The sequence below is a fragment of the Pseudomonas sp. UBA2684 genome, from assembly GCA_002354655.1.
Classification (GTDB): Bacteria; Pseudomonadota; Gammaproteobacteria; order Pseudomonadales; family Pseudomonadaceae; genus Aquipseudomonas.
This window is the reverse complement of sequence record DELY01000009.1, coordinates 139494-159038: the sequence shown is the minus strand read 5'-3', so window position 1 is coordinate 159038 and position 19545 is coordinate 139494. Positions and strand designations below refer to the sequence as shown.

The window sequence follows — 19545 nt, the reverse complement described above, 5'->3', positions numbered from 1 at the left end:
GAAATCACCGACGATGAATTCGAAGCCTTGCTCGATCAGTTGCATGGCAAGGGGCAGTTCGCTGCGTCCGAGGCCGTTGCGCCGGCAGCAGCGCCAATGGCTGCAGCGCCGGCTGCGGCTGGTGGCGACGAAATCACCGACGATGAATTCGAAGCGTTGCTCGATCAGTTGCATGGCAAAGGCAAGTTTGTCGAACCCACGGCCAGCACAGCGCCTGTGGCTAAACCGGCGGCGCCTGGTAAACCGCCGGCCAAGCCTGTGGCGAAGGCCGAGCCGCTGAGAGCAGCGGCTCCCGCGCCGGTGGCTGCGGACAAAGAGAAAGCGGCTGCGCCGAGTGAGGCGGAGACCACGGTGCGCGTCGATACCGCGCGCCTGGACGAGATCATGAACATGGTCGGCGAGCTGGTGTTGGTGCGTAACCGCCTGGTGCGCCTGGGTTTGAACAGTGGTGATGAGGCCATGTCCAAGGCGGTGTCCAACCTCGATGTGGTCACTGCCGATCTGCAAACCGCGGTGATGAAAACCCGCATGCAACCGATCAAGAAGGTCTTCGGGCGTTTCCCGCGGTTGGTTCGCGACCTGGCCCGCAGCCTGAAAAAAGAGATCAACCTGGAGCTGGTCGGTGAAGAAACCGACCTCGATAAGAACCTGGTCGAGGCGTTGGCCGATCCATTGGTGCACTTGGTGCGCAACGCCGTCGACCACGGCATCGAAACACCCGAAGAGCGCGAAGCGGCGGGCAAGTCGCGCGGCGGCAAGGTGGTATTGTCGGCCGAGCAGGAGGGCGATCACATCCTCCTGTCGATTTCCGATGACGGCAAGGGCATGGACGCCGATGTACTGCGCGCCAAGGCTGTCGAGAAGGGCCTGCTGGACAAGGACGCGGCCGACCGCCTCAACGAGTTCGAGTGTTACAACCTGATTTTCGCCCCAGGCTTCTCGACCAAGACCGAGATTTCCGACGTGTCCGGCCGCGGGGTCGGCATGGACGTGGTGAAAACCAAGATTTCCCAGCTCAACGGCACGGTTAACGTGTTCTCGGTCAAGGGTCAGGGCTCGAAGATCGTCATCAAGGTACCGCTGACCCTGGCGATCATGCCGACTCTGATGGTGATGCTGGGCAACCAGGCGTTCGCTTTTCCGCTGGTCAACGTCAATGAAATCTTCCACCTCGACCTGTCGCGCACCAACGTGGTCGACGGCCAGGAAGTGGTGATCGTGCGCGACAAAGCCTTGCCGCTGTTCTACCTCAAGCGCTGGCTGGTGCGCAGCGCGGCTCATGAGGAGCAGGGCGAGGGCCACGTGGTGATTCTCACGGTTGGCAGCCAGCGCATTGGTTTTGTCGTCGATCAGCTGGTCGGCCAGGAGGAAGTGGTGATCAAACCGCTGGGCAAGATGCTCCAAGGCACTCCGGGCATGTCTGGCGCTACCATCACCGGTGATGGGCGCATCGCCCTGATTCTTGACGTGCCGAGCATGCTCAAGCGCTACGCACGGCGCATCTGATTGTTAGCGGTGCAGGCTCTGCCTGCGCCGCTTAGGAGTGTTTATGGCTGTCAAGGTATTGGTGGTGGACGATTCCGGCTTCTTTCGCCGGCGCGTATCGGAAATTCTGTCTGCCGACCCGAATATCCAGGTGGTCGGTACTGCCACCAACGGCCGCGAGGCCATCGATCAGGCATTGGCGCTCAAGCCCGATGTGATCACCATGGACTACGAGATGCCGATGATGGACGGCATCACCGCGGTGCGAAACATCATGCAGCGCTGTCCCACCCCGGTACTGATGTTCTCTTCACTGACCCACGAGGGCGCCCGCGTCACCCTGGATGCCCTGGACGCCGGCGCGGTGGATTTTCTGCCGAAAAATTTCGAAGATATTTCGCGTAACCCGGAAAAGGTCAAGCAACTGCTCTGCGAGAAGGTGCACAGCATCGCCCGCAGCAACCGCCGCAGTATCAGTTCTGCACCCGCTACGGCACCCGTGGCGGCCCCCGCGCCGTTGGGAAAGTCGCCAGCGCCGAGCAGCAGCCTGAGCCGCCCGAGCGTTAGTGCGCCAACAACGACAGCGAGCACTCCACATGTGAGCTCCACTGCGCCCAAACGCAAAGCCTACAGGCTGGTGGCCATCGGCACCTCGACAGGTGGCCCGGTGGCATTGCAGCGGGTGTTGACCCAGCTGCCGGCCAATTTCCCTGCGCCAATCGTGTTGATCCAGCATATGCCGGCGGCATTCACCAAAGCCTTTGCCGAGCGTTTGGACAAACTCTGCCGGATCAACGTCAAGGAAGCCGAGGACGGTGATCTGCTGCGTCCAGGCTTGGCCCTGCTGGCGCCAGGTGGCAAGCAGATGATGATCGACGGGCGTGGTGCGATCAGAATCCTCCCCGGCGACGAGCGCTTGAACTACAAGCCCTGCGTCGACATTACTTTTGGTTCGGCGGCCAAGTCCTACCACGACAAGGTCTTGGCGGTGGTTTTGACCGGCATGGGCGCCGACGGCCGCGAAGGTGCGCGCCTCCTCAAGCAGGGCGGCAGCCAGGTGTGGGCGCAAGACGAGGCCAGCTGTGTGATCTATGGTATGCCCATGGCCGTGGTCAAAGCCGACCTGGCGGATGCCATATACCCACTTGACGATATCGGCAGGCACTTGGCCGAGGCCTGTATTTAATGGATGTACTGAGCCTCATCGGGGTCATCCTGGCGTTCGTCGCCATTTTGGGTGGTAACTACCTCGAAGGCGGCCATGCTGCGGCGTTGCTCAATGGGCCGGCGGCATTGATTGTGATTGGCGGCACCTTGGGTGCGGCGTTTTTGCAGGCACCGGTCAGCGTGTTCAAGCGCGCCCTGGCGATTCTGCGCTGGATTTTCTTCCCACCGCGCATCGATCTGGCGGGCGGTATCAACCGCGTGGTCGGCTGGAGCATGACCGCGCGCAAAGAGGGCTTGCTTGGTCTCGAAGCGGTGGCCGATGTCGAGGCCGATCCGTACGCGCGCAAAGGCTTGCAGTTGCTAGTCGATGGCGCCGAGCCCGAAGCGATTCGCAGCATCCTTGAGGTCGATCTCTACACCCAGGAAGGTCGCGATATTCAGGCCGCCAAGGTCTTCGAAAGCATGGGCGGCTATGCGCCGACCATCGGCATCATCGGGGCGGTGATGGGCCTGATCCACGTGATGGGCAATCTGGCCGACCCGAGCATGCTGGGCAATGGTATCGCCGTGGCATTTGTCGCGACGATTTACGGGGTTGGGTTCGCCAACCTGTTGTTATTGCCCATCGGCAACAAACTCAAGGCCATCGCCATGCGTCAGTCGCGTTACCGGGAGATGTTGCTGGAGGGCATTCTGTCCATCGCCGAAGGCGAAAACCCACGCTCCATTGAGCTGAAGCTGCAAGGCTTCATGGACTGATGGAGTGAGCCATGGCTCGTCGACGCCGGCATGAAGAACATGAGAATCACGAGCGTTGGCTGGTGTCCTACGCGGATTTCATTACCTTGCTGTTCGCCTTTTTCGTGGTGATGTATTCGATTTCCTCGATCAACGAAGGCAAGTACAAGATCCTTTCGGAAACCCTGACTGGGGTATTCAACCAGCCGGATCGTTCGATCAAGCCGATCCCGGTGGGCGATGAGCGGCCGCGTACCAGCGAACCCGACCGCTCGATGGTCGACGAGGATCTGAACCAAGCAGCGGCGGATAACTTGCAGAACATCGCCGACAGTGTGCGCCAGGCCTTCGGCGAGCTGATTGAAAGCGAGCAGCTGAAAGTGCGTGGCAACGAGTTGTGGATCGAGATCGAACTCAGCTCCAGCCTGTTGTTTCCCAGCGGCGATGCGCTGCCGAACAACGCTGCATTCGAGATTATCGAGAGGATCGCCAAAATTCTGGCGCCTTATGAGAACCCGGTACATGTCGAGGGCTTTACCGATAACTTGCCGATTCAAACGGCGCAATTTCCGACCAACTGGGAGCTGTCGGCGGCACGGGCTGCGAGCATCGTACGGATGCTCGCCATGGATGGCGTTAACCCGGGGCGCTTGGCCTCGGTAGGCTATGGCGAGTTTCAGCCGGTGGCGGACAATGCCACCGCCGAAGGCCGGGCGCGCAACCGCCGGGTAATCCTGGTGATTTCGCGTAACCTGGATGTACGACGCAGTGTCAGCGGTGTCGGCAGCGCCAATGCCAGGCCCGATGGCGCCTTGCAGCGCGCTGGCACGCAATCTGCACCGGCGCCAACAGCGCAGGCCCCGCAAGCGGGTGCCGTCAATCCCCCGTCGCCGGCCCCATAAGGGCGGCGCCAGTTCTCGGCCAGGTAGCCCCTCGGTCGGGAGGATGAAGAAGATGAGAGTCTGGGCAGTAGCCAACCAAAAAGGTGGCGTGGGTAAAACCACCACCTCCATCGCTCTAGCGGGCCTGCTGGCCGATGCCGGCAAGCGTGTGGTCGTGGTCGATCTCGACCCCCATGGGTCAATGACCAGCTATTTTGGGCATGACCCGGATTCGCTGGAGCGCAGCAGCTTCGACCTGTTTCTGCATCAGGGCGTTGTGCCGCAGGGGTTGCCGCAGCAGTTGCTGTTGCCCACCAGCCATGAGCGGATTGCCCTGTTGCCGTCGAGCACCGCACTGGCCACGTTGGAGCGACAATCCCCTGGGCAGAGTGGCTTGGGCTTGGTGATTGCCAAGAGCCTGGCGCAACTGTGGCAGGAGTTCGACCATGCGGTGATCGATAGCCCGCCGTTGCTCGGGGTGCTGATGGTCAACGCGCTGGCGGCCAGCCAGCAACTGGTGATTCCGGTGCAGACCGAGTTCCTCGCGGTGAAGGGCCTGGAGCGCATGGTCAGCACCCTGGCGATGATCAACCGTTCGCGTAAGCAGGCGCTGCCTTACACCATCGTGCCGACGCTGTTCGATCGCCGCACCCAGGCGTCGATGAGCACCTTGCGGGTGCTGCGCAATGACTACCCGGAACACCTGTGGCCAGCCTATATTCCCGTCGATACGCGTCTGCGCGATGCCAGTCGGGCGGGGCTGACGCCGTCACGGTTCGACCACAACAGCCGTGGTGTGCTGGCCTATCGCGCGTTGCTGAAGCACCTGCTGGCGCAATTGCCGGCGGCGCAGGTGGCTTGAGGTGGGCGTCTATGCTGAGCGAAATCGCTCAAGTCTGCCGCTGCTGTGGCCGATAAGGGATACAGGTTATTTTTGCGGATTCCACCTATGAGCCGTCCCGTCGCCACCGCTACCCGTTCCCAGTTGGCTTTGCAGTCTTACCTGGATGGCTTGCTGCAAGAGGCGGCGGTCGAGTTGGCCACAAGCACCAGTCTGGATGAGTTCGAGGCAGCGGTGCTGGAAGAGCAGGTGCGCGATGCCCATCCGCCGTCCATTGCGCCCGCGCAACTGCTGACCGAGCCGCAGTCGCTGGTGTTGCCGACGCTCGTACCGGTGTTGCCCGAGGTGGAAACGCCGCCGCTACTGATCGAGCCGCTGGCCGAGGTGCACTTGCCCGCGCCGCCGGCAACGCTTAACCCCAAGCTGCAGTTGCAAGGTCGACCGGAGTGGGCGCAAGAGCCATTCGAATGCCTGCTGTTCGATGTCGCCGGCCTGACTCTGGCCGTGCCGCTGGTCTGCCTGGGTTCTATTTATCCGCTGGCTGGGCAGGAGTTGACCCCATTGTTTGGCCAGCCGGACTGGTTTCTCGGCATACTGCCGTGCCAGGCCGGTAACCTGAAAGTGTTGGACACGGCGCGTTGGGTCATGCCTGACCGCTACCGCGACGATTTTCGCCAGGGGTTGCAGTACGTGATTTCCGTGGAAGGCTACGAGTGGGGGTTGGCGGTGCATCAGGTCAGCCGCTCGATTCGTCTCGATCCGAATGAAATCAAGTGGCGTAGCCAGCGTACGCAACGGCCCTGGTTGGCGGGTACGGTGATCGAGCACATGTGCGCACTGTTGGATGTCTCGGCGTTGGCCGAGTTGATTGCCAGCGGCGCGGCCAAGCGCATGGTCAACGGCCAGTTGCATTGAGTGATGATGGGCTCGCCGCTAGGCGGGCTCAGCCAGTAATGACAAGCGGGTTGCACCGCGCACGCCGCACCGCGCGGCTTATGACGAGGCTAGGGACATGAAGAAAAGTTCTGCACAGGGTGCCGAAGATCCCATTCTGCAGTGGGTGACCTTTCGCCTGGACAACGAGACCTATGGCATCAATGTGATGCAGGTCCAGGAAGTGCTGCGCTACACCGAGATTGCGCCGGTGCCGGGCGCGCCGAGCTATGTGCTGGGCATCATCAACCTGCGTGGCAATGTGGTGACGGTGATCGACACGCGTCAGCGCTTTGGCCTGGACTCGGCGCCGGTGACCGACAACACCCGCATCGTGATCATCGAGGCGGACAAGCAAGTGGTGGGGATTCTGGTCGACAGCGTGGCCGAGGTGGTTTACCTGCGCCAATCCGAAGTGGAAACCGCGCCGAATGTCGGTAACGACGAGTCGGCCAAATTCATCCAGGGCGTGTGCAACAAGAACGGCGAGTTGCTGATTCTGGTTGAGCTGGACAAGATGATGAGTGAGGAAGAGTGGTCTGAGCTGGAGAGCATCTGAGCCATGCTCGAGATCGCGCTTATCGTCATCGCCCTATTGTGTCTGGGCTTGATCGGCACCTGTGTTTGGCTGGCGACTCAGCAGCGGCATGCGCTGCAGTTACAAGCCGAGCGCGACGCGGCGCGCGATCTGCGGATCAAAGAGTTGAGTAAACGCCTGGATGCCTACCTCACCGGTAGCATCCGCATGGGTGAGGAGCTGCATGAGCTACGGCGCACTGTCGCGCCGTTGCCGGACAAGTTGAACCAGATGGAACAGCGTGACCCCAGCAGCCTGTCATTCACCCAGGCGGCGCGGTTGGTTGGCCTGGGGGCCAGCGTCGACGACCTGACACAATCCTGTGGCCTGACCAAGGCCGAAGCCGAACTGGTCAGTAAACTGCACCAGTCCAAAACCCGTTAGTTTCCCGCGCTTTTGTAGGGTGGATATGGCGAAGCCTTGTCCACCATTCGGCGGCCTAAATGGCGGGAAAGCCTTCGGCATGTCCGCCCTACGATGTTGCAGGCCTTGCAGACGCACATAGGATCTTCAGGTTCGCGACGCTTCCACCCGATGGCCTTCAGGGTGATCAATAGCGAAAGCGCAACGCTTTTAGCGGCGGTATTTCAGCGAGTCGGCCCCTCGAGCAACGGCAGCGGTGGGGTGACGTCGCGGTACTGGGCGAAACCCGGCGGGCACTTGCCTTTCAAGTACCAGGCAAAGGCGATGATTTCGGCAATGCAACGGTACAGTTGTTCGGGAATTGCTTCGCCTAATTCCAGCTTTGCCAAGAGGCGCACCAGATCGGCGTTTTCGTAGATCGGCACTTCGTACTCACGGGCGATCGCCAGGATCGCTTCGGCCAGTTCGTCGTCGCCCTTGGCGCTGAGGTTTGGTGCGTTTTTGCCGTCGTAGGTCAGGGCAATGGCTTGGCGCGGTGCTTGTTTTTTCATTCCAGTTTTATTTCAGAAGTAGAGCGCGAAGGCAAGCGAGCAGCGCAGCCGACAAAGTTATACGAATGAAAGAGCGCTGGAATCATGCGGTTTCGTCGATCCAGCGTTGTTCCAGGGTGGTTCGCGGCCCTTGCGGTGGCGTGCCTTGATTGCATGCCAACTCGCCGACAGTCAGGCCCGCAGTGCACAGACGTTCGCGCAGGTTGCCCAGTTCGGCATCGATCAAGCTGACGGTGCTGGCGCGCTCTGCCCAGAGCTGACTGGAGAGTCTGCCGCGGGCTAATTGTGCCTGTACCTGTAAGGGTCCCAGGGGTTCCAGGTCGAAGGCCAATTCGACTCGCCAGAGCGTTTCTTTTTGCTCGTTTTTCGAGGTTTTTTGCGGCTCGTCGTGCTGGATCTTGATCTGTAGCGGCACCAGCTCCTGCTGGTTGCGCATGGGCAACTCCAGTTGCCAGGTGGTCAGCAGGTTGCCATCCGGGCCGACCTGACTCTGGGCGAGGCTCGACAGCTGGTGGGTTTGTAGGCGCGAGACAGCCGCCGCCGCTAGCTTCAGCAGGGTTTCCAGATCGGCTTCGCCCTCCATGGCCTGTAGCAGCCGCGATGGCAATGGAAAGCTCAGGGCCTGTTGGCGGGCGCTGGTTTGGCCGAGGGTGCCGAGCACGTTGCGCGCAAATGCCGGCAGGGCCTGGGCCAGCGCTGCGCCGGCATTGGCTGCCGCCAGCGGTGCAGTGCTCGATAGGTTGGGAAGCAGTTGGGTTATCAAGCGCAGCAGGTTGGCTTTCAAGTCGGCCGGCAGGGCATTGCCTTGGCCGCTGAGCAGCTTGCTTTCGAGAAACAGGCCGCTGTTTTCCAGCGCCTGACTCAGGCCTTTGGCACTGCTCAGTTGGCTGGCGTCAGGCATTCCGGCAAAGAGTTTGTCGATGCTGCCGCGCAGGCCTTCCGGCAGCGTTGTTTGGCCGCGCAAGCCCTGCAATGCCTTGAATAAGCCCTCCAGCGAGCCCTGGCGATTCTGCTGGTTGGCCAGTTGCTGGCTGAGCTCCAGTTGGTCGAGGCGGCCGCTCAGAGGAAGAAAGTTCAATGCCTGGCTGCCTTGCACCTGGGCGCTGAGCAGGCTGCCCAGGGGCAGCGCCAGTGGGGTTTCCAGCGCCAGCTTGCTGCCGGCCAGCGGGGTATTCAACAGGCTGACCAGCACCTTGTAGAGCGCTTGCGGTGATTTGCCTTGGAGCATTGGCTCACTGGCCACGACTTTGCCTTGCAACAACGTGCCGATTGGCAGTTGTTGCAAATCCAGGCTGGTCAGGGCTTTGTCGCCACCGGCTTGCAGGACCACCGCCAGGCGTGTTTCCGAGAGCGCGGTGACGGCCAGCGCAGTGCCTTGCGCCAACGGGCGTGTGCTGCTGGCTTGCAGGGTGGCTTGGCGGCCGTTCTCCAGGGTCAGCTTGAGCAGTAGATGAAAATTCTGCGCCGCCTCCTTGAGAGCGATCACTTCGGCTTTGGCGGTCTCGCCACTGGCCAGCAAGCCTTGCAAGGGCTGTAGCAGTTTTAGCGCCAGATCGTTGACCTGCGCGTTCGGGCGACTGCTCGGTGGGGTCGGTGGAAGCGGGCGAGGGCTGCTGATTTCGCTCATTGACGGGTTACAACCTGTCGAAAATGCCGACTGCGGGGGGCAGGGCGTGGCATGTATAATGCCGCCCCGTCCGGGCCGGCTACGCATTCAACGTGCATCAGTATAGCGGCCAGGAGACTGCCGACTTGAACCGCTTTAGGTACGCATGCCTTGACCAGCCCCCTTCTCGAAGCCGTGGCGCTCGCTTGTGAGCGAGATTGGCGCGTGCTCTTCGAGCGTCTGGAGCTGCGTCTGGCGGCCGGTGAGATGTTGCAAGTCTCTGGCCCCAATGGCAGCGGTAAAACCAGTCTACTGCGTTTGCTGGCGGGGTTGATGCAACCCAGCGCCGGAGAAATCCGCCTGAATGCTCAACCCTTGAGTGGCCAGCGTGCCGAGCTGGCGCGCAACCTCGTGTGGATTGGTCACGCCGCCGGCATCAAGGGCCTGCTGACTGCCGAAGAAAACCTGGCCTGGCTCTGCGCCCTGCATCGCCCGGCGCCGCGCGAGGCCATCTGGCAGGCGTTGGCCGCCGTTGGCCTGCGCGGTTTCGAGGATGTGCCGTGCCATACCTTGTCTGCCGGGCAGCAGCGGCGCGTAGCACTGGCGCGCCTGTACCTGGACGGGCCGCCGCTGTGGATTCTCGATGAGCCGTTCACCGCTCTCGACAAGCAGGCCGTCGCGCAATTGGAACAGCACCTGGCGCAGCACTGCGCACGCGGCGGCTTGGTGGTATTGACCACTCACCACCTGCTGTCGGTCAAACCCGCCGGTTACCGCGAACTTGACCTGGGGCAGCGCACGTTATGAGCAATGTCTTCAGCTTGTTGGTCGCTCGCGAAGCGCGGCTGTTATTCCGCCGCCCGGCCGAGTTGGCCAATCCGTTGGTGTTCTTCGCTATCGTCATCGCCTTGTTTCCGTTGGCCGTCGGGCCGCAAACACAGTTGTTACAAACCCTTTCGCCCGGCTTGGTATGGGTTGCGGCGCTATTGGCCGTACTGCTCTCGCTGGACGGCTTGTTTCGCAGTGATTTCGAGGACGGCTCGCTGGAACAGTGGGTCCTTTCGCCGCACCCCCTGCCTCTTCTGGTATTAGCCAAGGTGCTGGCACACTGGTTGTTTTCCGGGTTGGCGTTGGTGCTGTTGGCGCCGTTGCTGGCCCTGATGCTCGGGTTGCCGGGACGCTGTTTGCCGGTGCTGCTGCTCTCACTGTTGCTCGGCACGCCGGTATTGAGCCTGTTGGGTGCGGTTGGCGCGGCGTTGACGGTTGGCCTCAAGCGCGGTGGCTTGCTGCTGGCGCTGCTGATTCTGCCGCTGTATATCCCGGTGCTGATTTTGGGCAGCGGTGCGCTGCAAGCCAGCTTGCAAGGATTACCGGCGGTCGGCCATTTGTTGTGGTTGGCCAGCCTCGCCGCACTGGCGGTGACCTTGACACCTTTTGCCATCGCCGCCGGTCTTACGATCAGCGTCGCCGAGTGACGGACTTTAAAATGATCGAAAAATTGTTGAAAAACGTAGCGAGCGCCGCTGAGACAAAGCGAAAACAGGCGAGGGCGCGGAGTTTACGAGTTGTAAATGAGCAGCCCGAGCCTGTTTTCAACGCAGTCTCAGCAAGCGCAGTAGTTTTGAGGCAGTTTTTATGAACTGGACGTGGTTTCACAAATGGGGCTCGCCCAAGTGGTTTTACGAGATCAGCGGTCGTTGGTTGCCGTGGCTGACCGTGGCCGCTGTATCGCTGATGCTGGTCGGGCTGGTATGGGGCCTGGCCTTCGCGCCGCCGGACTACCAGCAGGGCAACAGCTTTCGCATCATCTATATCCACGTGCCGGCGGCATTTCTCGCCCAGTCGATCTACGTCATGTTGGCGGTGGCCGGTGTGGTCGGTCTGGTGTGGAAGATGAAACTGGCGGATGTCGCCTTGCAGCAGGCCGCACCGATCGGTGCCTGGATGACCGCTATCGCCTTGGTTACCGGCGCCATCTGGGGCAAGCCGACCTGGGGCACCTATTGGGTCTGGGATGCGCGGTTGACCTCGATGTTGATTCTGCTGTTCCTGTATTTCGGCGTGATTGCCCTCGGCCAGGCCATCAGCAACCGCGACAGTGCGGCCAAGGCCTGTGCGGTACTGGCCATCGTCGGGGTGATCAACATCCCGATCATCAAATACTCGGTGGAGTGGTGGAACACTCTGCACCAGCCCGCCACCTTCAGCATCGTCGAAAAACCGGCCATGCCCCTGGAGATGTGGTTGCCGCTGCTGATCATGGTGCTGGGTTTCTACTGCTTCTTCGGTGCGGTGCTGTTGCTGCGCATGCGCCTCGATGTGCTCAAACGCGAAGCGCGCAGCAGTTGGGCCAAGGCCGCCATCAAGGTTGCAGCCAAGAGCCAGGTGGAGAAGGGCCTATGAGCTTTGCGTCGTGGTCCGAATTTATCGCCATGGGTAGCCACGGCGTGTATGTCTGGTCGTCCTACGCCATCAGCCTGGCTGTGCTGGCGCTGAATATCGCGTTGCCAATTCTGGCGCGCCGCCGTTATCTGCAAGACGAGGCGCGTCGTTTGCGCCGGGAGGAGTCGAAGTGAACCCTGTCCGCAAGAAGCGCCTGTTTATCGTTCTGGCGATTCTCGCCGGTGGCGGCATCGCCGTGGCGTTGGCGCTGAGCGCACTGCAACAGAACATCAACCTGTTCTACACGCCGACGCAGATCGCCAATGGCGATGCGCCCCAGGACACTCGCATCCGCGCGGGCGGGCTGGTGGAGAACGGTTCGGTAAAACGCTCGAGCAACTCGCTGGAAACCGATTTCGTGGTGACTGACGGGGCGAAAAGCGTGACCATTCGTTTCAGTGGCATCCTTCCGGATCTGTTCCGCGAAGGGCAGGGCATCGTCGCCATGGGCAAGCTCGACAGCGACCGCGTGTTGATTGCCGATGAGGTGCTGGCCAAGCACGACGAAAACTACATGCCGCCGGAAGTCATGCAGGCATTGGAGCAAAGCGGAATGAAACAGCAACACGACGCCGCCCAAGCTGCGAAACAAGGGGGTGCGCAATGATTCCCGAACTTGGCCACCTGGCGATGATTCTGGCCCTGTGCCTGACCCTGGTGCAGGCTACCTTGCCGATGATTGGCGCCTGGCGCGGCGACCGTCAGTGGATGAGCCTGGCGCAACCCGCGGCGTGGGGGCAATTCGCGTTCCTGCTGTTCGCCTTCATCTGCCTGACCTATGCCTTTATGGTCGATGATTTCACCGTTGCCTACGTGGCCAACAACTCCAACAGCGCCTTGCCCTGGTATTACAAATTCAGCGCGGTATGGGGCGCCCACGAAGGCTCGCTGCTGCTGTGGGCACTGATCCTCGCCGGCTGGACCTTCGCCGTGTCGATCTTCTCGCGGCAATTGCCGGAAGAGATGCTCGCCCGGGTGCTCGGTGTGATGGGCATTATCAGCATCGGCTTCCTGCTGTTCCTGATCGTCACCTCCAACCCCTTCGAGCGCCTGCTGGTAAATACGCCGGCCGATGGCCGCGACCTCAACCCGCTGTTGCAGGATTTCGGCCTGATCATCCACCCGCCAATGCTCTACATGGGGTATGTCGGTTTCTCCGTGGCCTTCGCCTTCGCCATCGCCGCCTTGCTCGGCGGCAAGCTGGATGCCGCCTGGGCGCGCTGGTCGCGGCCGTGGACCATCGTCGCCTGGGCGTTCCTCGGCATCGGTATCGCCCTGGGCTCCTGGTGGGCCTATTACGAGTTGGGCTGGGGCGGCTGGTGGTTCTGGGACCCGGTGGAGAACGCCTCGTTCATGCCTTGGCTGGTCGGTACGGCATTGATCCACTCGCTGGCGGTGACGGAAAAACGTGGCGTATTCAAGAGCTGGACCGTGTTGTTGGCCATCGCCGCGTTTTCCCTGAGTCTGTTGGGCACCTTCCTGGTGCGCTCCGGTGTGCTGACCTCGGTGCATGCTTTCGCCAGCGACCCTGAGCGCGGCGTCTTCATCCTGGCCTTCCTGCTGCTGGTGGTAGGCAGCTCACTGGTGTTGTTTGCCATTCGCGCGCCGGTGGTCAAAAGCCAGGTTGGTTTTGCCCTGTGGTCGCGGGAAACCCTGTTGCTGGTGAATAACCTGATTCTGGTGGTGGCCGCGGCGATGATCCTGCTCGGCACCCTCTACCCGCTGGTGCTGGATGCCATGACCGGGGCCAAACTGTCGGTTGGCCCGCCGTATTTCAACGCGCTGTTCGTACCCTTGATGGGGTTGTTGATGGCGATGATCGCGGTGGGTGTGCTGGTGCGCTGGAAAGACACCCCGCTGCAGTGGCTGTTGAGCATGCTCGCGCCGGTGCTGATCGGCAGCGTGTTATTGGCCGTGATCGCGACCTTCCTGGTGGGCGACTTCAACTGGGCGGTGCTTGGCGTATGCCTGCTGTCTGCCTGGGTGGTGTTGGCCGGTGTGCGCGATATTCACGACAAGACGCGCCACAAAGGCCTGCTCAAAGGTTTACCGACGCTGACACGCAGCTATTGGGGCATGCAGACCGCGCACCTGGGCATGGCGGTGTGCGCCTTGGGGGTGATTCTCACCAGCATGGGCAGCTTCGAGCGTGACATGCGCATGGCGCCTGGCGAGTCGGTGGAAATCGGCGGTTACCAGTTCACTTTCGACGGTGCCGAACACCATGAAGGACCGAACTTTACCTCGGACAAAGGCACCGTGCGGGTGTTTGAAGACGGCAAGCAAATCGCCGTGCTGCACCCGGAAAAACGCCTGTACACCGTGCAGCAGTCGGTGATGACCGAGGCCGGTATCGACGCCGGCATCACCCGTGACTTGTTCGTCGCCTTGGGCGAGCCGCTGGAAGATGGTGCCTGGGCGGTGCGTGTGCATATCAAGCCGTTTGTCCGTTGGATCTGGCTCGGGGCCTTGTTGATGGGCTTGGGCGGCTTCCTCGCGGCCAGCGACAAGCGCTACCGGGTGAAAGTGAAAACCCGCGTGCGTGACGCGCTGGGCCTGGCCGGAGCGCAAGCATGAAACGCCTGATCTTGTTGTTGCCGTTGGCGATTTTCCTCGGCATCGCGCTGTTTCTGTATCGCGGCCTGTTCCTCGACCCGTCCGAGTTGCCCTCGGCGCTGATCGGCAAGCCGTTTCCGGCGTTTTCCCTGCCGGCGGTGCAGGGCGGCAAGACCATCACCCAAGCCGATCTCCAGGGTAAGCCGGCGCTGGTTAACGTTTGGGCGACCTGGTGCGTGGCTTGCCGTGTCGAGCACCCGGTGCTGAACAAGCTGGCCGCTGTGGGCGTGAACATCTATGGGGTCAACTACAAGGACGACAACGCCGCCGCGCAGAAGTGGCTGGTCGAGTTCCATGACCCCTACCAGTTGAACATCAACGACGAACGCGGCTCCCTGGGTCTCGACCTCGGCGTTTACGGCGCACCGGAAACCTTCTTTGTCGACAAGGCCGGCATCATCCGTCACAAGTTCGTCGGGGTGATCGATGAACGCGTCTGGCGCGAGCAGCTGGCGCCGCTGTATCAGGAACTGGTCGACGAGGGCGTGCAATGAAACGTTTGCTTGCCGCCGTCGTGTTGGGTGTGGCGGTATTGGGCAGCGCCCAGGCCGCGATCGACACCTATGAGTTCGCCAGCGAGGCCGAGCGTGAGCGCTACCGCAACCTGATCGAAGAACTGCGCTGCCCGAAGTGCCAGAACCAGAACATCGCCGATTCCGACGCGCCGATTGCCATGGACCTGCGCGCGGAAATCTACCGCATGCTGGAAGAGGGCCAGAGCAACGCGCAGATCATCGAGTTCCTGGTCGCCCGCTATGGCGATTTCGTGCTCTACAAGCCTCCGGTGACGGCGCGCACGCTGTTGCTCTGGTACGGGCCAGCGGGTCTGCTGGTGGGTGGTTTCGTGCTGCTCGGAGTGATCGTGCTGCGTCGTCGCGGCAAGCAAAGCGTGGTGCCGAGCGGCCTGACAAGCGATGAACAGCAACGCCTGGCTGCCCTGCTAAATCAAACGCCTGTGGATAAAAAAGACTGATGATCGAATTCTGGCTCTCCGCCGGCCTGCTGTTGCTGGCTGCCTTGGCTTTTCTGCTGATTCCCGTGTTGCGCGCGCGCAAAGCGCAGGCGGAAGAAGACCGTACCGCACTGAATGTCACCCTCTACCAAGAGCGCATCCAGGAGCTGGAAAACCAGCGCCTCGCCGGCATCCTCAGCGACGAGCAAATGCAGAATGGTCGCGATGAAGCGGCCCGTGAGCTGTTGGCCGATACCGAGGGCAACCAGCCCGCGCGCAAGCTCGGCGTGCTGGGCAGCAAGGTGCCGCTGGCTGCGGCCTTGTTGATGCCGCTGCTGGGCTACGGACTCTACCTGCATTGGGGCGCTATCGACGATGTCGAGCGCGCGCGAATCTTCGCCGAACAGCCGCAAAGCATCGAGGAGATGACCGCGCGCTTGGAAGCGTCGGTGCAGGCCAACCCGGAGTCAGCCGAAAGCTGGTACTTCCTCGGCCGTACCTACATGGCCCAGGAGCGCGCGGGTGATGCCGCTGCCGCCTTCGAGCGTGCAGTTGGGGTCGTTGGGCGCGAGCCCGAGTTGCTCGGCCAGTGGGCGCAAGCGCTGTATTTCGCCGGTAACAAACAGTGGAACGAGCAGTTGCAGGCGCTTACCGATGAAGCGCTGCAGGCCGATCCGGCCGAAGTCACCAGCCTGGGCTTGCTCGGCATTGCCGCGTTCGAAGACGGGCGCTTCAACGAGGCGATTGGCTTCTGGGAGCGTTTGGTCGCCGTGTTGCCGGAGCAAGATCCTTCGCGGCAGGCGATTCAGGGTGGCATCGCGCGGGCTAAAGAACGCCTCGCTCCGCAAACGGCTGGCGCGCAAGCCCCGGCAGTGGCGCAGCAGTTAACCGTTACCGTCGACCTGGCGGCTGCACTGAAAGATAAAGTGCAGCCGAACGACAGCGTCTTCGTGTTCGCCCGGGCGGCCTCTGGCCCGCCGATGCCATTGGCGGTCAAGCGCCTGACCGTGGCCGACCTGCCGGCGCAAGTCAGCCTGTCGGACAGCGATGCGATGATGCCGCAATTGAAGCTGTCTGGTTTCGCGCAAGTCCAGTTGGTTGCGCGGATTTCGCGCAGCGGTAATGCCACTGCCGGGGAGTGGATTGGCCGCAGCCAGCCGTTGCCCAGCAGCACCCGCGAGCCGCAACAGCTGACCATCGACAGCGCGGATGGCCAGACGCAATGAAGCGCTTATTGCCGCTGGCCCTGCTCGCCGGCCTGTTGACCCTCGCCGGTTGTGCGGTGCAGAGCAGCGCACCGATCAGCCAGCTGCCGGTGAGCAAGTCGCATCCGCGTTTCGCGCCGCCGCCGGGGGCCGACAGCCACTGGGACGGCGGCCTGGGGGTGTACGTGGTCGATGGCAGCCGAGACCTGTACTACCGCGAACGCACCTATTACCGCTGGAGCGGCGGTTGGAGCTGGGCCACTAACCCGCAAGGCCCTTGGCAGCCGACCGACAGCAGCGGCGTACCGCCTGGCTTGTACCGCCGTTACGCGCCGTAAGTGCAGGCTCAGCCTGCCAATCGTCAAGCCCTGCCTGCGTTTGCGCCTCGTTGCGCCATCGCGAAAGTCATACAGCACCTGCTTGATCGCTTCTTGCGAGTTCATCACCAGCGGCCGAGCGCGGTTTTGCTGTGTTGAAACGACGAAGGCCGCGCCATCGATACAGCTTGGCGCGGCCTTCGGGTCAAGCACGTAGGGCTATTCGGCAATCAGCAGCTTGCGCGATTCGCTGTAGAAGTAGCGAATCTTCTCGTACTCGAACGGCGAGTTGAGTTGGCCGTAGCGGAAGTTGACGGTGGAGCGCTGGTCGATGGTTTCCAGCACGAAAATTTCCGGGTGGTTGCTGCTGACTTCGGCCACGTTGAGGAAGTTGATCTGGCTCTTCGCGCTGAAGTCGACCACCAGCCCGCCGGTGTCGCGCAGGTTGGATGGGCCGAGTACCGGCAGCATCAGATAAGGCCCGGCGGGCATGCCATAGAAGCCCAGGGTCTGACCGAAGTCTTCGCGCTGCTTCGGCAGACCCATCTTGCTGGCCGGGTCCCACAGCCCGGCCACGCCGAGGGTGGTATTGAGCAGCAGGCGTGCGCTGGTCCGCATCGAGCGCTGGCCTTTGAACTGCAACAGGCTATTGAGCAGGTTGGGGATGTCGCCCAGGTTGCTGAAGAAGTTGCTCACGCCGCTCTGCACCAGGTTCGGCGTGACGTAGCGGTAGCCGTCGACCAAGGGCAGAAATACCCACTCGTCGAAACGGTAGTTGAAGTGGTAGACGCGGCGGTTCCACGATTCCAATGGGTCGTAGACGTTCAGCGCGCCGAGGGTGGAGCGCTCGAACTCGCGCTGATCCAGGCCAGGGTTGAATTGCAGGTGTTGCAGCGGCCGTTTGAAGCCGTCGTCATTGGCCTCGCTTTGCGCCTGCGCCCAGCCACTGGCGAGCAGCATGGCGAGCACTAGGGTTTTGCTGAACGTCTTAGCCACGGAAGAACTCCAGCATGGCGTCGCTGTTGACGCGGTAATTGAGGTTGCCGCAGTGCCCGCCCAGCGGGTAGACGGTCAGGCGATCGCCGAGGGTGCGGCGCAGAAAGCCAAGGTCGCCCGGACCGAGGATGACGTCGTCGGCGTTGTGCATGACGGCGATCTTGCTGCTGTTCTTCAGGTAATCCTCGACGGCATAGAGGCTGACCTGGTCGATCAGTTGCGCCAGGCTGCCGCCGTCATAGCGCGCGCGCCACATCGGAATCAGCTGTTCGGTGATGTAGCAGTCGAAGTCGCATTGCAGCGCCCGTTTGAAGAAGGGCGTCAGGCTGGTGCCTTCGCCGATCGGGTATTCCACCGGGGTAATCAGGCCGCGCCGGTTGATCAGGTCCGAGGTGAAGGCAATGTCGGCGGCGGAGAAGCGAAACGCGCTGCCGATCAGCATGGCCATCTGCTCGTCCGACAGATGCTGCTTGGACTGCTGGAAGTCGTAGAGCAGCGCGTCGTTGATGTCGACGTAGCCGCGCTCCTGGAAATAGCGGGTCAGCTTGGCCAGCACCAGCTCATAAAAGGTGGTGCTGTTGTCGATGCCTTTGACCTGGGTTTGCACCAAGCGGTCGAGGTTGGTGATCGAGGTGTACAGGTTGACCGGCGGGTTGAGCAGCAACACACGCTTGAAGTTGAAGCTGCGCCGGGTTTCGTCGAGCTGGCTGACGAAGGCGGCGTGCAGGGCGCCGAGGCTGTAGCCGGTGAGGTGGTATTCGCTGATGGCCAGGCGCGGGTGCTGGGCGCGCACGGCTTGCATGACCCGGTACAGGTCATCGGCGTCGTCGCTGGTGATGCCCGGCGTGGCGAAGCGCGAGGCCGCAGTCATGAAGTCATAGCTGGTCGGCGAGGACAGTTGCACCACGTGGTAGCCCGCGCCGTAGAACAGCTTCTTCAGGTATTCCGGGGTGCTGCTGGCGTAATGCGCGCCAGTGCCGGCAATGATGAAGATCAGCGGTGCTTCGCCGTCTTGTTCGGCCAGGCGATAACGCAGCTTGGTCACCGACCAGAAATTATCCGGCAGCTCGAATTCACGTTCTGGACGCAGTTTGACCTGGTAGTCGTCCTGGTCGATGTCCGCGTCGGCCGGCAATGCCGGGCGCAACTCCGGTGGCGTGGTGGCGATGGTTGCCTCGAACGGGTTGGTCAGCGGGTAACCGTAACTCTGTGCATCGATATCGGCCGCCAACAGCGGCCCACCGAGAATTAGGCCGCACAGCAGAGCAGCGAAGCGGGGGAAAAACGGCATGACTAAGTCCCTTTAAGAAGAGAACGTGCTGAGTGAATAGGCGATTTATGACAGCAGAACACGTAGCGAGTGCCGGTCAAACCGATTTTTTAGCCAGCTCATGCAACGCCGAGCCGGTCAAACGATACACCGTCAAGTCCTTCAGTGGGTGGGCGCCTAGCGTTTGGTAGAAGCCGATGGCGGGCTCGTTCCAATCCAGCACCAACCATTCCAGGCGACCGCAGCCACGCTCGACCACCAGGCTTGCCAGTTTACCTAGCAAGGCCTTGCCCAATCCGGCGCCGCGTGCAGCCGGGCGTACGTAGAGGTCTTCCAGGTAGATGCCGGGTTTGCCGAGGAAGGTCGAGAAGTTGTGAAAGAACAGCGCAAAGCCTGCGGCTTGGCCGTCTACTTCGCCAATCAGCACCTCGGCGAAAGGGCGCGCGCCGAACAGGTGTTGCGTTAGTTGCGCGGGATCGGCCACTACTTGCTCGGCGAGTTTCTCGTATGCGGCCAGCTCACGGATAAAGTCCAGGATCAGCGCAACGTCGTCAGGCTGGGCGCTACGTATCTGCAGGGTTGGCATCGTCGTTCCTTAAACACAC

Annotated in this window: 23 protein-coding genes; 18 read left to right on the top strand and 5 right to left on the bottom strand. The window is 61.8% G+C overall.

The genetic code is table 11. The annotated features are described in order from the left end of the window. The 8 genes from B3M58_RS04955 to B3M58_RS04920 all read left to right on the top strand — a co-directional run. On the top strand, nt 1-1506 hold a 1506-nt coding region (locus B3M58_RS04955), incomplete at its 5' end, for a chemotaxis protein CheA (RefSeq protein ID WP_296217454.1). 43 nt (nt 1507-1549) lie between these two features. Beyond that, nucleotides 1550-2671, top strand: coding sequence for a protein-glutamate methylesterase/protein-glutamine glutaminase (locus B3M58_RS04950; protein ID WP_296217453.1), 1122 nt, complete (start codon nt 1550-1552; stop codon nt 2669-2671). Further along, nucleotides 2671-3411 carry a flagellar motor protein gene (locus B3M58_RS04945; RefSeq protein WP_296217452.1) on the top strand — a complete coding sequence of 247 codons (741 nt, stop codon included), beginning with the start codon at nt 2671-2673 and terminating at the stop codon, nt 3409-3411. The genes B3M58_RS04950 and B3M58_RS04945 overlap by 1 nt, the downstream gene beginning before the upstream one ends. Nucleotides 3412-3422: 11 nt before the next feature. Continuing rightward, nucleotides 3423-4292: a flagellar motor protein MotD gene (motD, locus tag B3M58_RS04940; RefSeq protein ID WP_296217451.1), complete on the top strand. Its 870-nt coding sequence runs from the start codon at nt 3423-3425 to the stop codon at nt 4290-4292. Nucleotides 4293-4344: 52 nt separating this feature from the next. After that, a complete protein-coding gene (locus tag B3M58_RS04935) occupies nt 4345-5133 on the top strand; it encodes a ParA family protein (protein WP_296217450.1) in 789 nt (262 codons plus the stop codon). Between the two features lie 87 nt (nt 5134-5220). After that, the gene (locus tag B3M58_RS04930) at nt 5221-6027 is read left to right on the top strand and encodes a CheW domain-containing protein (protein ID WP_296217449.1); all 807 of its coding nucleotides are present in this window, start codon (nt 5221-5223) and stop codon (nt 6025-6027) included. Between the two features lie 97 nt (nt 6028-6124). Continuing rightward, nucleotides 6125-6604 carry a chemotaxis protein CheW gene (locus tag B3M58_RS04925; protein WP_296217448.1) on the top strand — a complete coding sequence of 160 codons (480 nt, stop codon included), beginning with the start codon at nt 6125-6127 and terminating at the stop codon, nt 6602-6604. 3 nt (nt 6605-6607) lie between these two features. Further along, nucleotides 6608-7006: a DUF2802 domain-containing protein gene (locus B3M58_RS04920; protein ID WP_296217447.1), complete on the top strand. Its 399-nt coding sequence runs from the start codon at nt 6608-6610 to the stop codon at nt 7004-7006. Between the two features lie 203 nt (nt 7007-7209). On the opposite strand, the gene B3M58_RS04915 is transcribed toward B3M58_RS04920, so the two are convergent. Together B3M58_RS04915 and B3M58_RS04910 are read right to left on the bottom strand one after the other, a co-directional pair. Beyond that, nucleotides 7210-7536, bottom strand: coding sequence for an EscU/YscU/HrcU family type III secretion system export apparatus switch protein (locus B3M58_RS04915; RefSeq protein ID WP_296217446.1), 327 nt, complete (start codon nt 7534-7536; stop codon nt 7210-7212). 82 nt (nt 7537-7618) lie between these two features. Next, nucleotides 7619-9163, bottom strand: a complete 1545-nt coding sequence (locus tag B3M58_RS04910; protein WP_296217445.1) for a flagellar hook-length control protein FliK — start codon at nt 9161-9163, stop codon at nt 7619-7621. A 150-nt stretch (nt 9164-9313) separates the two neighbouring features. On the opposite strand from B3M58_RS04910, the gene ccmA reads away from it, so the two are divergent. The 10 genes from ccmA (at nt 9314) to B3M58_RS04860 (ending at nt 16695) form a co-directional block, all read left to right on the top strand. Further along, on the top strand, nt 9314-9949 hold the full coding sequence (gene ccmA / locus B3M58_RS04905; protein ID WP_296217444.1) for a cytochrome c biogenesis heme-transporting ATPase CcmA: 636 nt from the start codon (nt 9314-9316) through the stop codon (nt 9947-9949). Further along, nucleotides 9946-10617, top strand: a complete 672-nt coding sequence (gene ccmB, locus B3M58_RS04900; RefSeq protein WP_296217443.1) for a heme exporter protein CcmB — start codon at nt 9946-9948, stop codon at nt 10615-10617. Before ccmA ends, ccmB begins: the two co-directional genes overlap by 4 nt. Before the next feature lie 160 nt (nt 10618-10777). Then, nucleotides 10778-11545 (top strand): heme ABC transporter permease, encoded by a 768-nt coding sequence (locus B3M58_RS04895; RefSeq protein WP_296217442.1) that lies wholly within the window; start codon nt 10778-10780, stop codon nt 11543-11545. Next, nucleotides 11542-11718, top strand: a complete 177-nt coding sequence (gene ccmD / locus B3M58_RS04890) for a heme exporter protein CcmD (protein ID WP_296217441.1) — start codon at nt 11542-11544, stop codon at nt 11716-11718. Before B3M58_RS04895 ends, ccmD begins: the two co-directional genes overlap by 4 nt. After that, nucleotides 11715-12191 (top strand): cytochrome c maturation protein CcmE, encoded by a 477-nt coding sequence (gene ccmE / locus B3M58_RS04885; RefSeq protein WP_296217440.1) that lies wholly within the window; start codon nt 11715-11717, stop codon nt 12189-12191. The genes ccmD and ccmE overlap by 4 nt, the downstream gene beginning before the upstream one ends. Continuing rightward, on the top strand, nt 12188-14161 hold the full coding sequence (locus tag B3M58_RS04880; protein ID WP_296217439.1) for a heme lyase CcmF/NrfE family subunit: 1974 nt from the start codon (nt 12188-12190) through the stop codon (nt 14159-14161). The genes ccmE and B3M58_RS04880 overlap by 4 nt, the downstream gene beginning before the upstream one ends. Beyond that, nucleotides 14158-14694, top strand: a complete 537-nt coding sequence (locus B3M58_RS04875; protein ID WP_296217438.1) for a DsbE family thiol:disulfide interchange protein — start codon at nt 14158-14160, stop codon at nt 14692-14694. Before B3M58_RS04880 ends, B3M58_RS04875 begins: the two co-directional genes overlap by 4 nt. After that, entirely contained in the window at nt 14691-15173 is a 483-nt protein-coding gene (locus B3M58_RS04870; protein WP_296217437.1) for a cytochrome c-type biogenesis protein, read from the top strand. Before B3M58_RS04875 ends, B3M58_RS04870 begins: the two co-directional genes overlap by 4 nt. Next, nucleotides 15173-16378 (top strand): c-type cytochrome biogenesis protein CcmI, encoded by a 1206-nt coding sequence (gene ccmI / locus B3M58_RS04865; protein ID WP_296217436.1) that lies wholly within the window; start codon nt 15173-15175, stop codon nt 16376-16378. The genes B3M58_RS04870 and ccmI overlap by 1 nt, the downstream gene beginning before the upstream one ends. Then, nucleotides 16375-16695 (top strand): hypothetical protein, encoded by a 321-nt coding sequence (locus tag B3M58_RS04860; RefSeq protein WP_296217435.1) that lies wholly within the window; start codon nt 16375-16377, stop codon nt 16693-16695. Before ccmI ends, B3M58_RS04860 begins: the two co-directional genes overlap by 4 nt. Before the next feature lie 198 nt (nt 16696-16893). On the opposite strand, the gene B3M58_RS04855 is transcribed toward B3M58_RS04860, so the two are convergent. The 3 genes from B3M58_RS04855 to B3M58_RS04845 form a co-directional block, all read right to left on the bottom strand. After that, nucleotides 16894-17634 (bottom strand): MlaA family lipoprotein, encoded by a 741-nt coding sequence (locus B3M58_RS04855; RefSeq protein ID WP_296217460.1) that lies wholly within the window; start codon nt 17632-17634, stop codon nt 16894-16896. Nucleotides 17635-17662: 28 nt separating this feature from the next. Further along, nucleotides 17663-18961, bottom strand: coding sequence for a serine/threonine protein kinase (locus tag B3M58_RS04850; protein WP_296217434.1), 1299 nt, complete (start codon nt 18959-18961; stop codon nt 17663-17665). 76 nt (nt 18962-19037) lie between these two features. Next, nucleotides 19038-19526 (bottom strand): GNAT family N-acetyltransferase, encoded by a 489-nt coding sequence (locus tag B3M58_RS04845; RefSeq protein ID WP_296217433.1) that lies wholly within the window; start codon nt 19524-19526, stop codon nt 19038-19040. Between the last annotated feature and the right edge of the window lie 19 nt (nt 19527-19545).

Bases quoted from the DNA above. Each gene is read 5' to 3' on its own strand.
- B3M58_RS04880 (WP_296217439.1), top strand. From the start codon at position 12,188: ATGATTCCCGAACTTGGCCACCTGGCGATGATTCTGGCCCTGTGCCTG.
- B3M58_RS04855 (WP_296217460.1), bottom strand. From the start codon at position 17,634: ATGCTGCTCGCCAGTGGCTGGGCGCAGGCGCAAAGCGAGGCCAATGAC.
- B3M58_RS04895 (WP_296217442.1), top strand. From the start codon at position 10,778: ATGAACTGGACGTGGTTTCACAAATGGGGCTCGCCCAAGTGGTTTTAC.
- B3M58_RS04915 (WP_296217446.1), bottom strand. From the start codon at position 7,536: ATGAAAAAACAAGCACCGCGCCAAGCCATTGCCCTGACCTACGACGGC.
- B3M58_RS04920 (WP_296217447.1), top strand. From the start codon at position 6,608: ATGCTCGAGATCGCGCTTATCGTCATCGCCCTATTGTGTCTGGGCTTG.
- B3M58_RS04930 (WP_296217449.1), top strand. From the start codon at position 5,221: ATGAGCCGTCCCGTCGCCACCGCTACCCGTTCCCAGTTGGCTTTGCAG.
- B3M58_RS04870 (WP_296217437.1), top strand. From the start codon at position 14,691: ATGAAACGTTTGCTTGCCGCCGTCGTGTTGGGTGTGGCGGTATTGGGC.
- B3M58_RS04910 (WP_296217445.1), bottom strand. From the start codon at position 9,163: ATGAGCGAAATCAGCAGCCCTCGCCCGCTTCCACCGACCCCACCGAGC.
- B3M58_RS04950 (WP_296217453.1), top strand. From the start codon at position 1,550: ATGGCTGTCAAGGTATTGGTGGTGGACGATTCCGGCTTCTTTCGCCGG.
- B3M58_RS04860 (WP_296217435.1), top strand. From the start codon at position 16,375: ATGAAGCGCTTATTGCCGCTGGCCCTGCTCGCCGGCCTGTTGACCCTC.
- B3M58_RS04875 (WP_296217438.1), top strand. From the start codon at position 14,158: ATGAAACGCCTGATCTTGTTGTTGCCGTTGGCGATTTTCCTCGGCATC.
- ccmD (WP_296217441.1), top strand. From the start codon at position 11,542: ATGAGCTTTGCGTCGTGGTCCGAATTTATCGCCATGGGTAGCCACGGC.
- ccmB (WP_296217443.1), top strand. From the start codon at position 9,946: ATGAGCAATGTCTTCAGCTTGTTGGTCGCTCGCGAAGCGCGGCTGTTA.
- B3M58_RS04845 (WP_296217433.1), bottom strand. From the start codon at position 19,526: ATGCCAACCCTGCAGATACGTAGCGCCCAGCCTGACGACGTTGCGCTG.
- B3M58_RS04945 (WP_296217452.1), top strand. From the start codon at position 2,671: ATGGATGTACTGAGCCTCATCGGGGTCATCCTGGCGTTCGTCGCCATT.
- B3M58_RS04925 (WP_296217448.1), top strand. From the start codon at position 6,125: ATGAAGAAAAGTTCTGCACAGGGTGCCGAAGATCCCATTCTGCAGTGG.
- B3M58_RS04850 (WP_296217434.1), bottom strand. From the start codon at position 18,961: ATGCCGTTTTTCCCCCGCTTCGCTGCTCTGCTGTGCGGCCTAATTCTC.
- B3M58_RS04935 (WP_296217450.1), top strand. From the start codon at position 4,345: ATGAGAGTCTGGGCAGTAGCCAACCAAAAAGGTGGCGTGGGTAAAACC.
- motD (WP_296217451.1), top strand. From the start codon at position 3,423: ATGGCTCGTCGACGCCGGCATGAAGAACATGAGAATCACGAGCGTTGG.
- ccmI (WP_296217436.1), top strand. From the start codon at position 15,173: ATGATCGAATTCTGGCTCTCCGCCGGCCTGCTGTTGCTGGCTGCCTTG.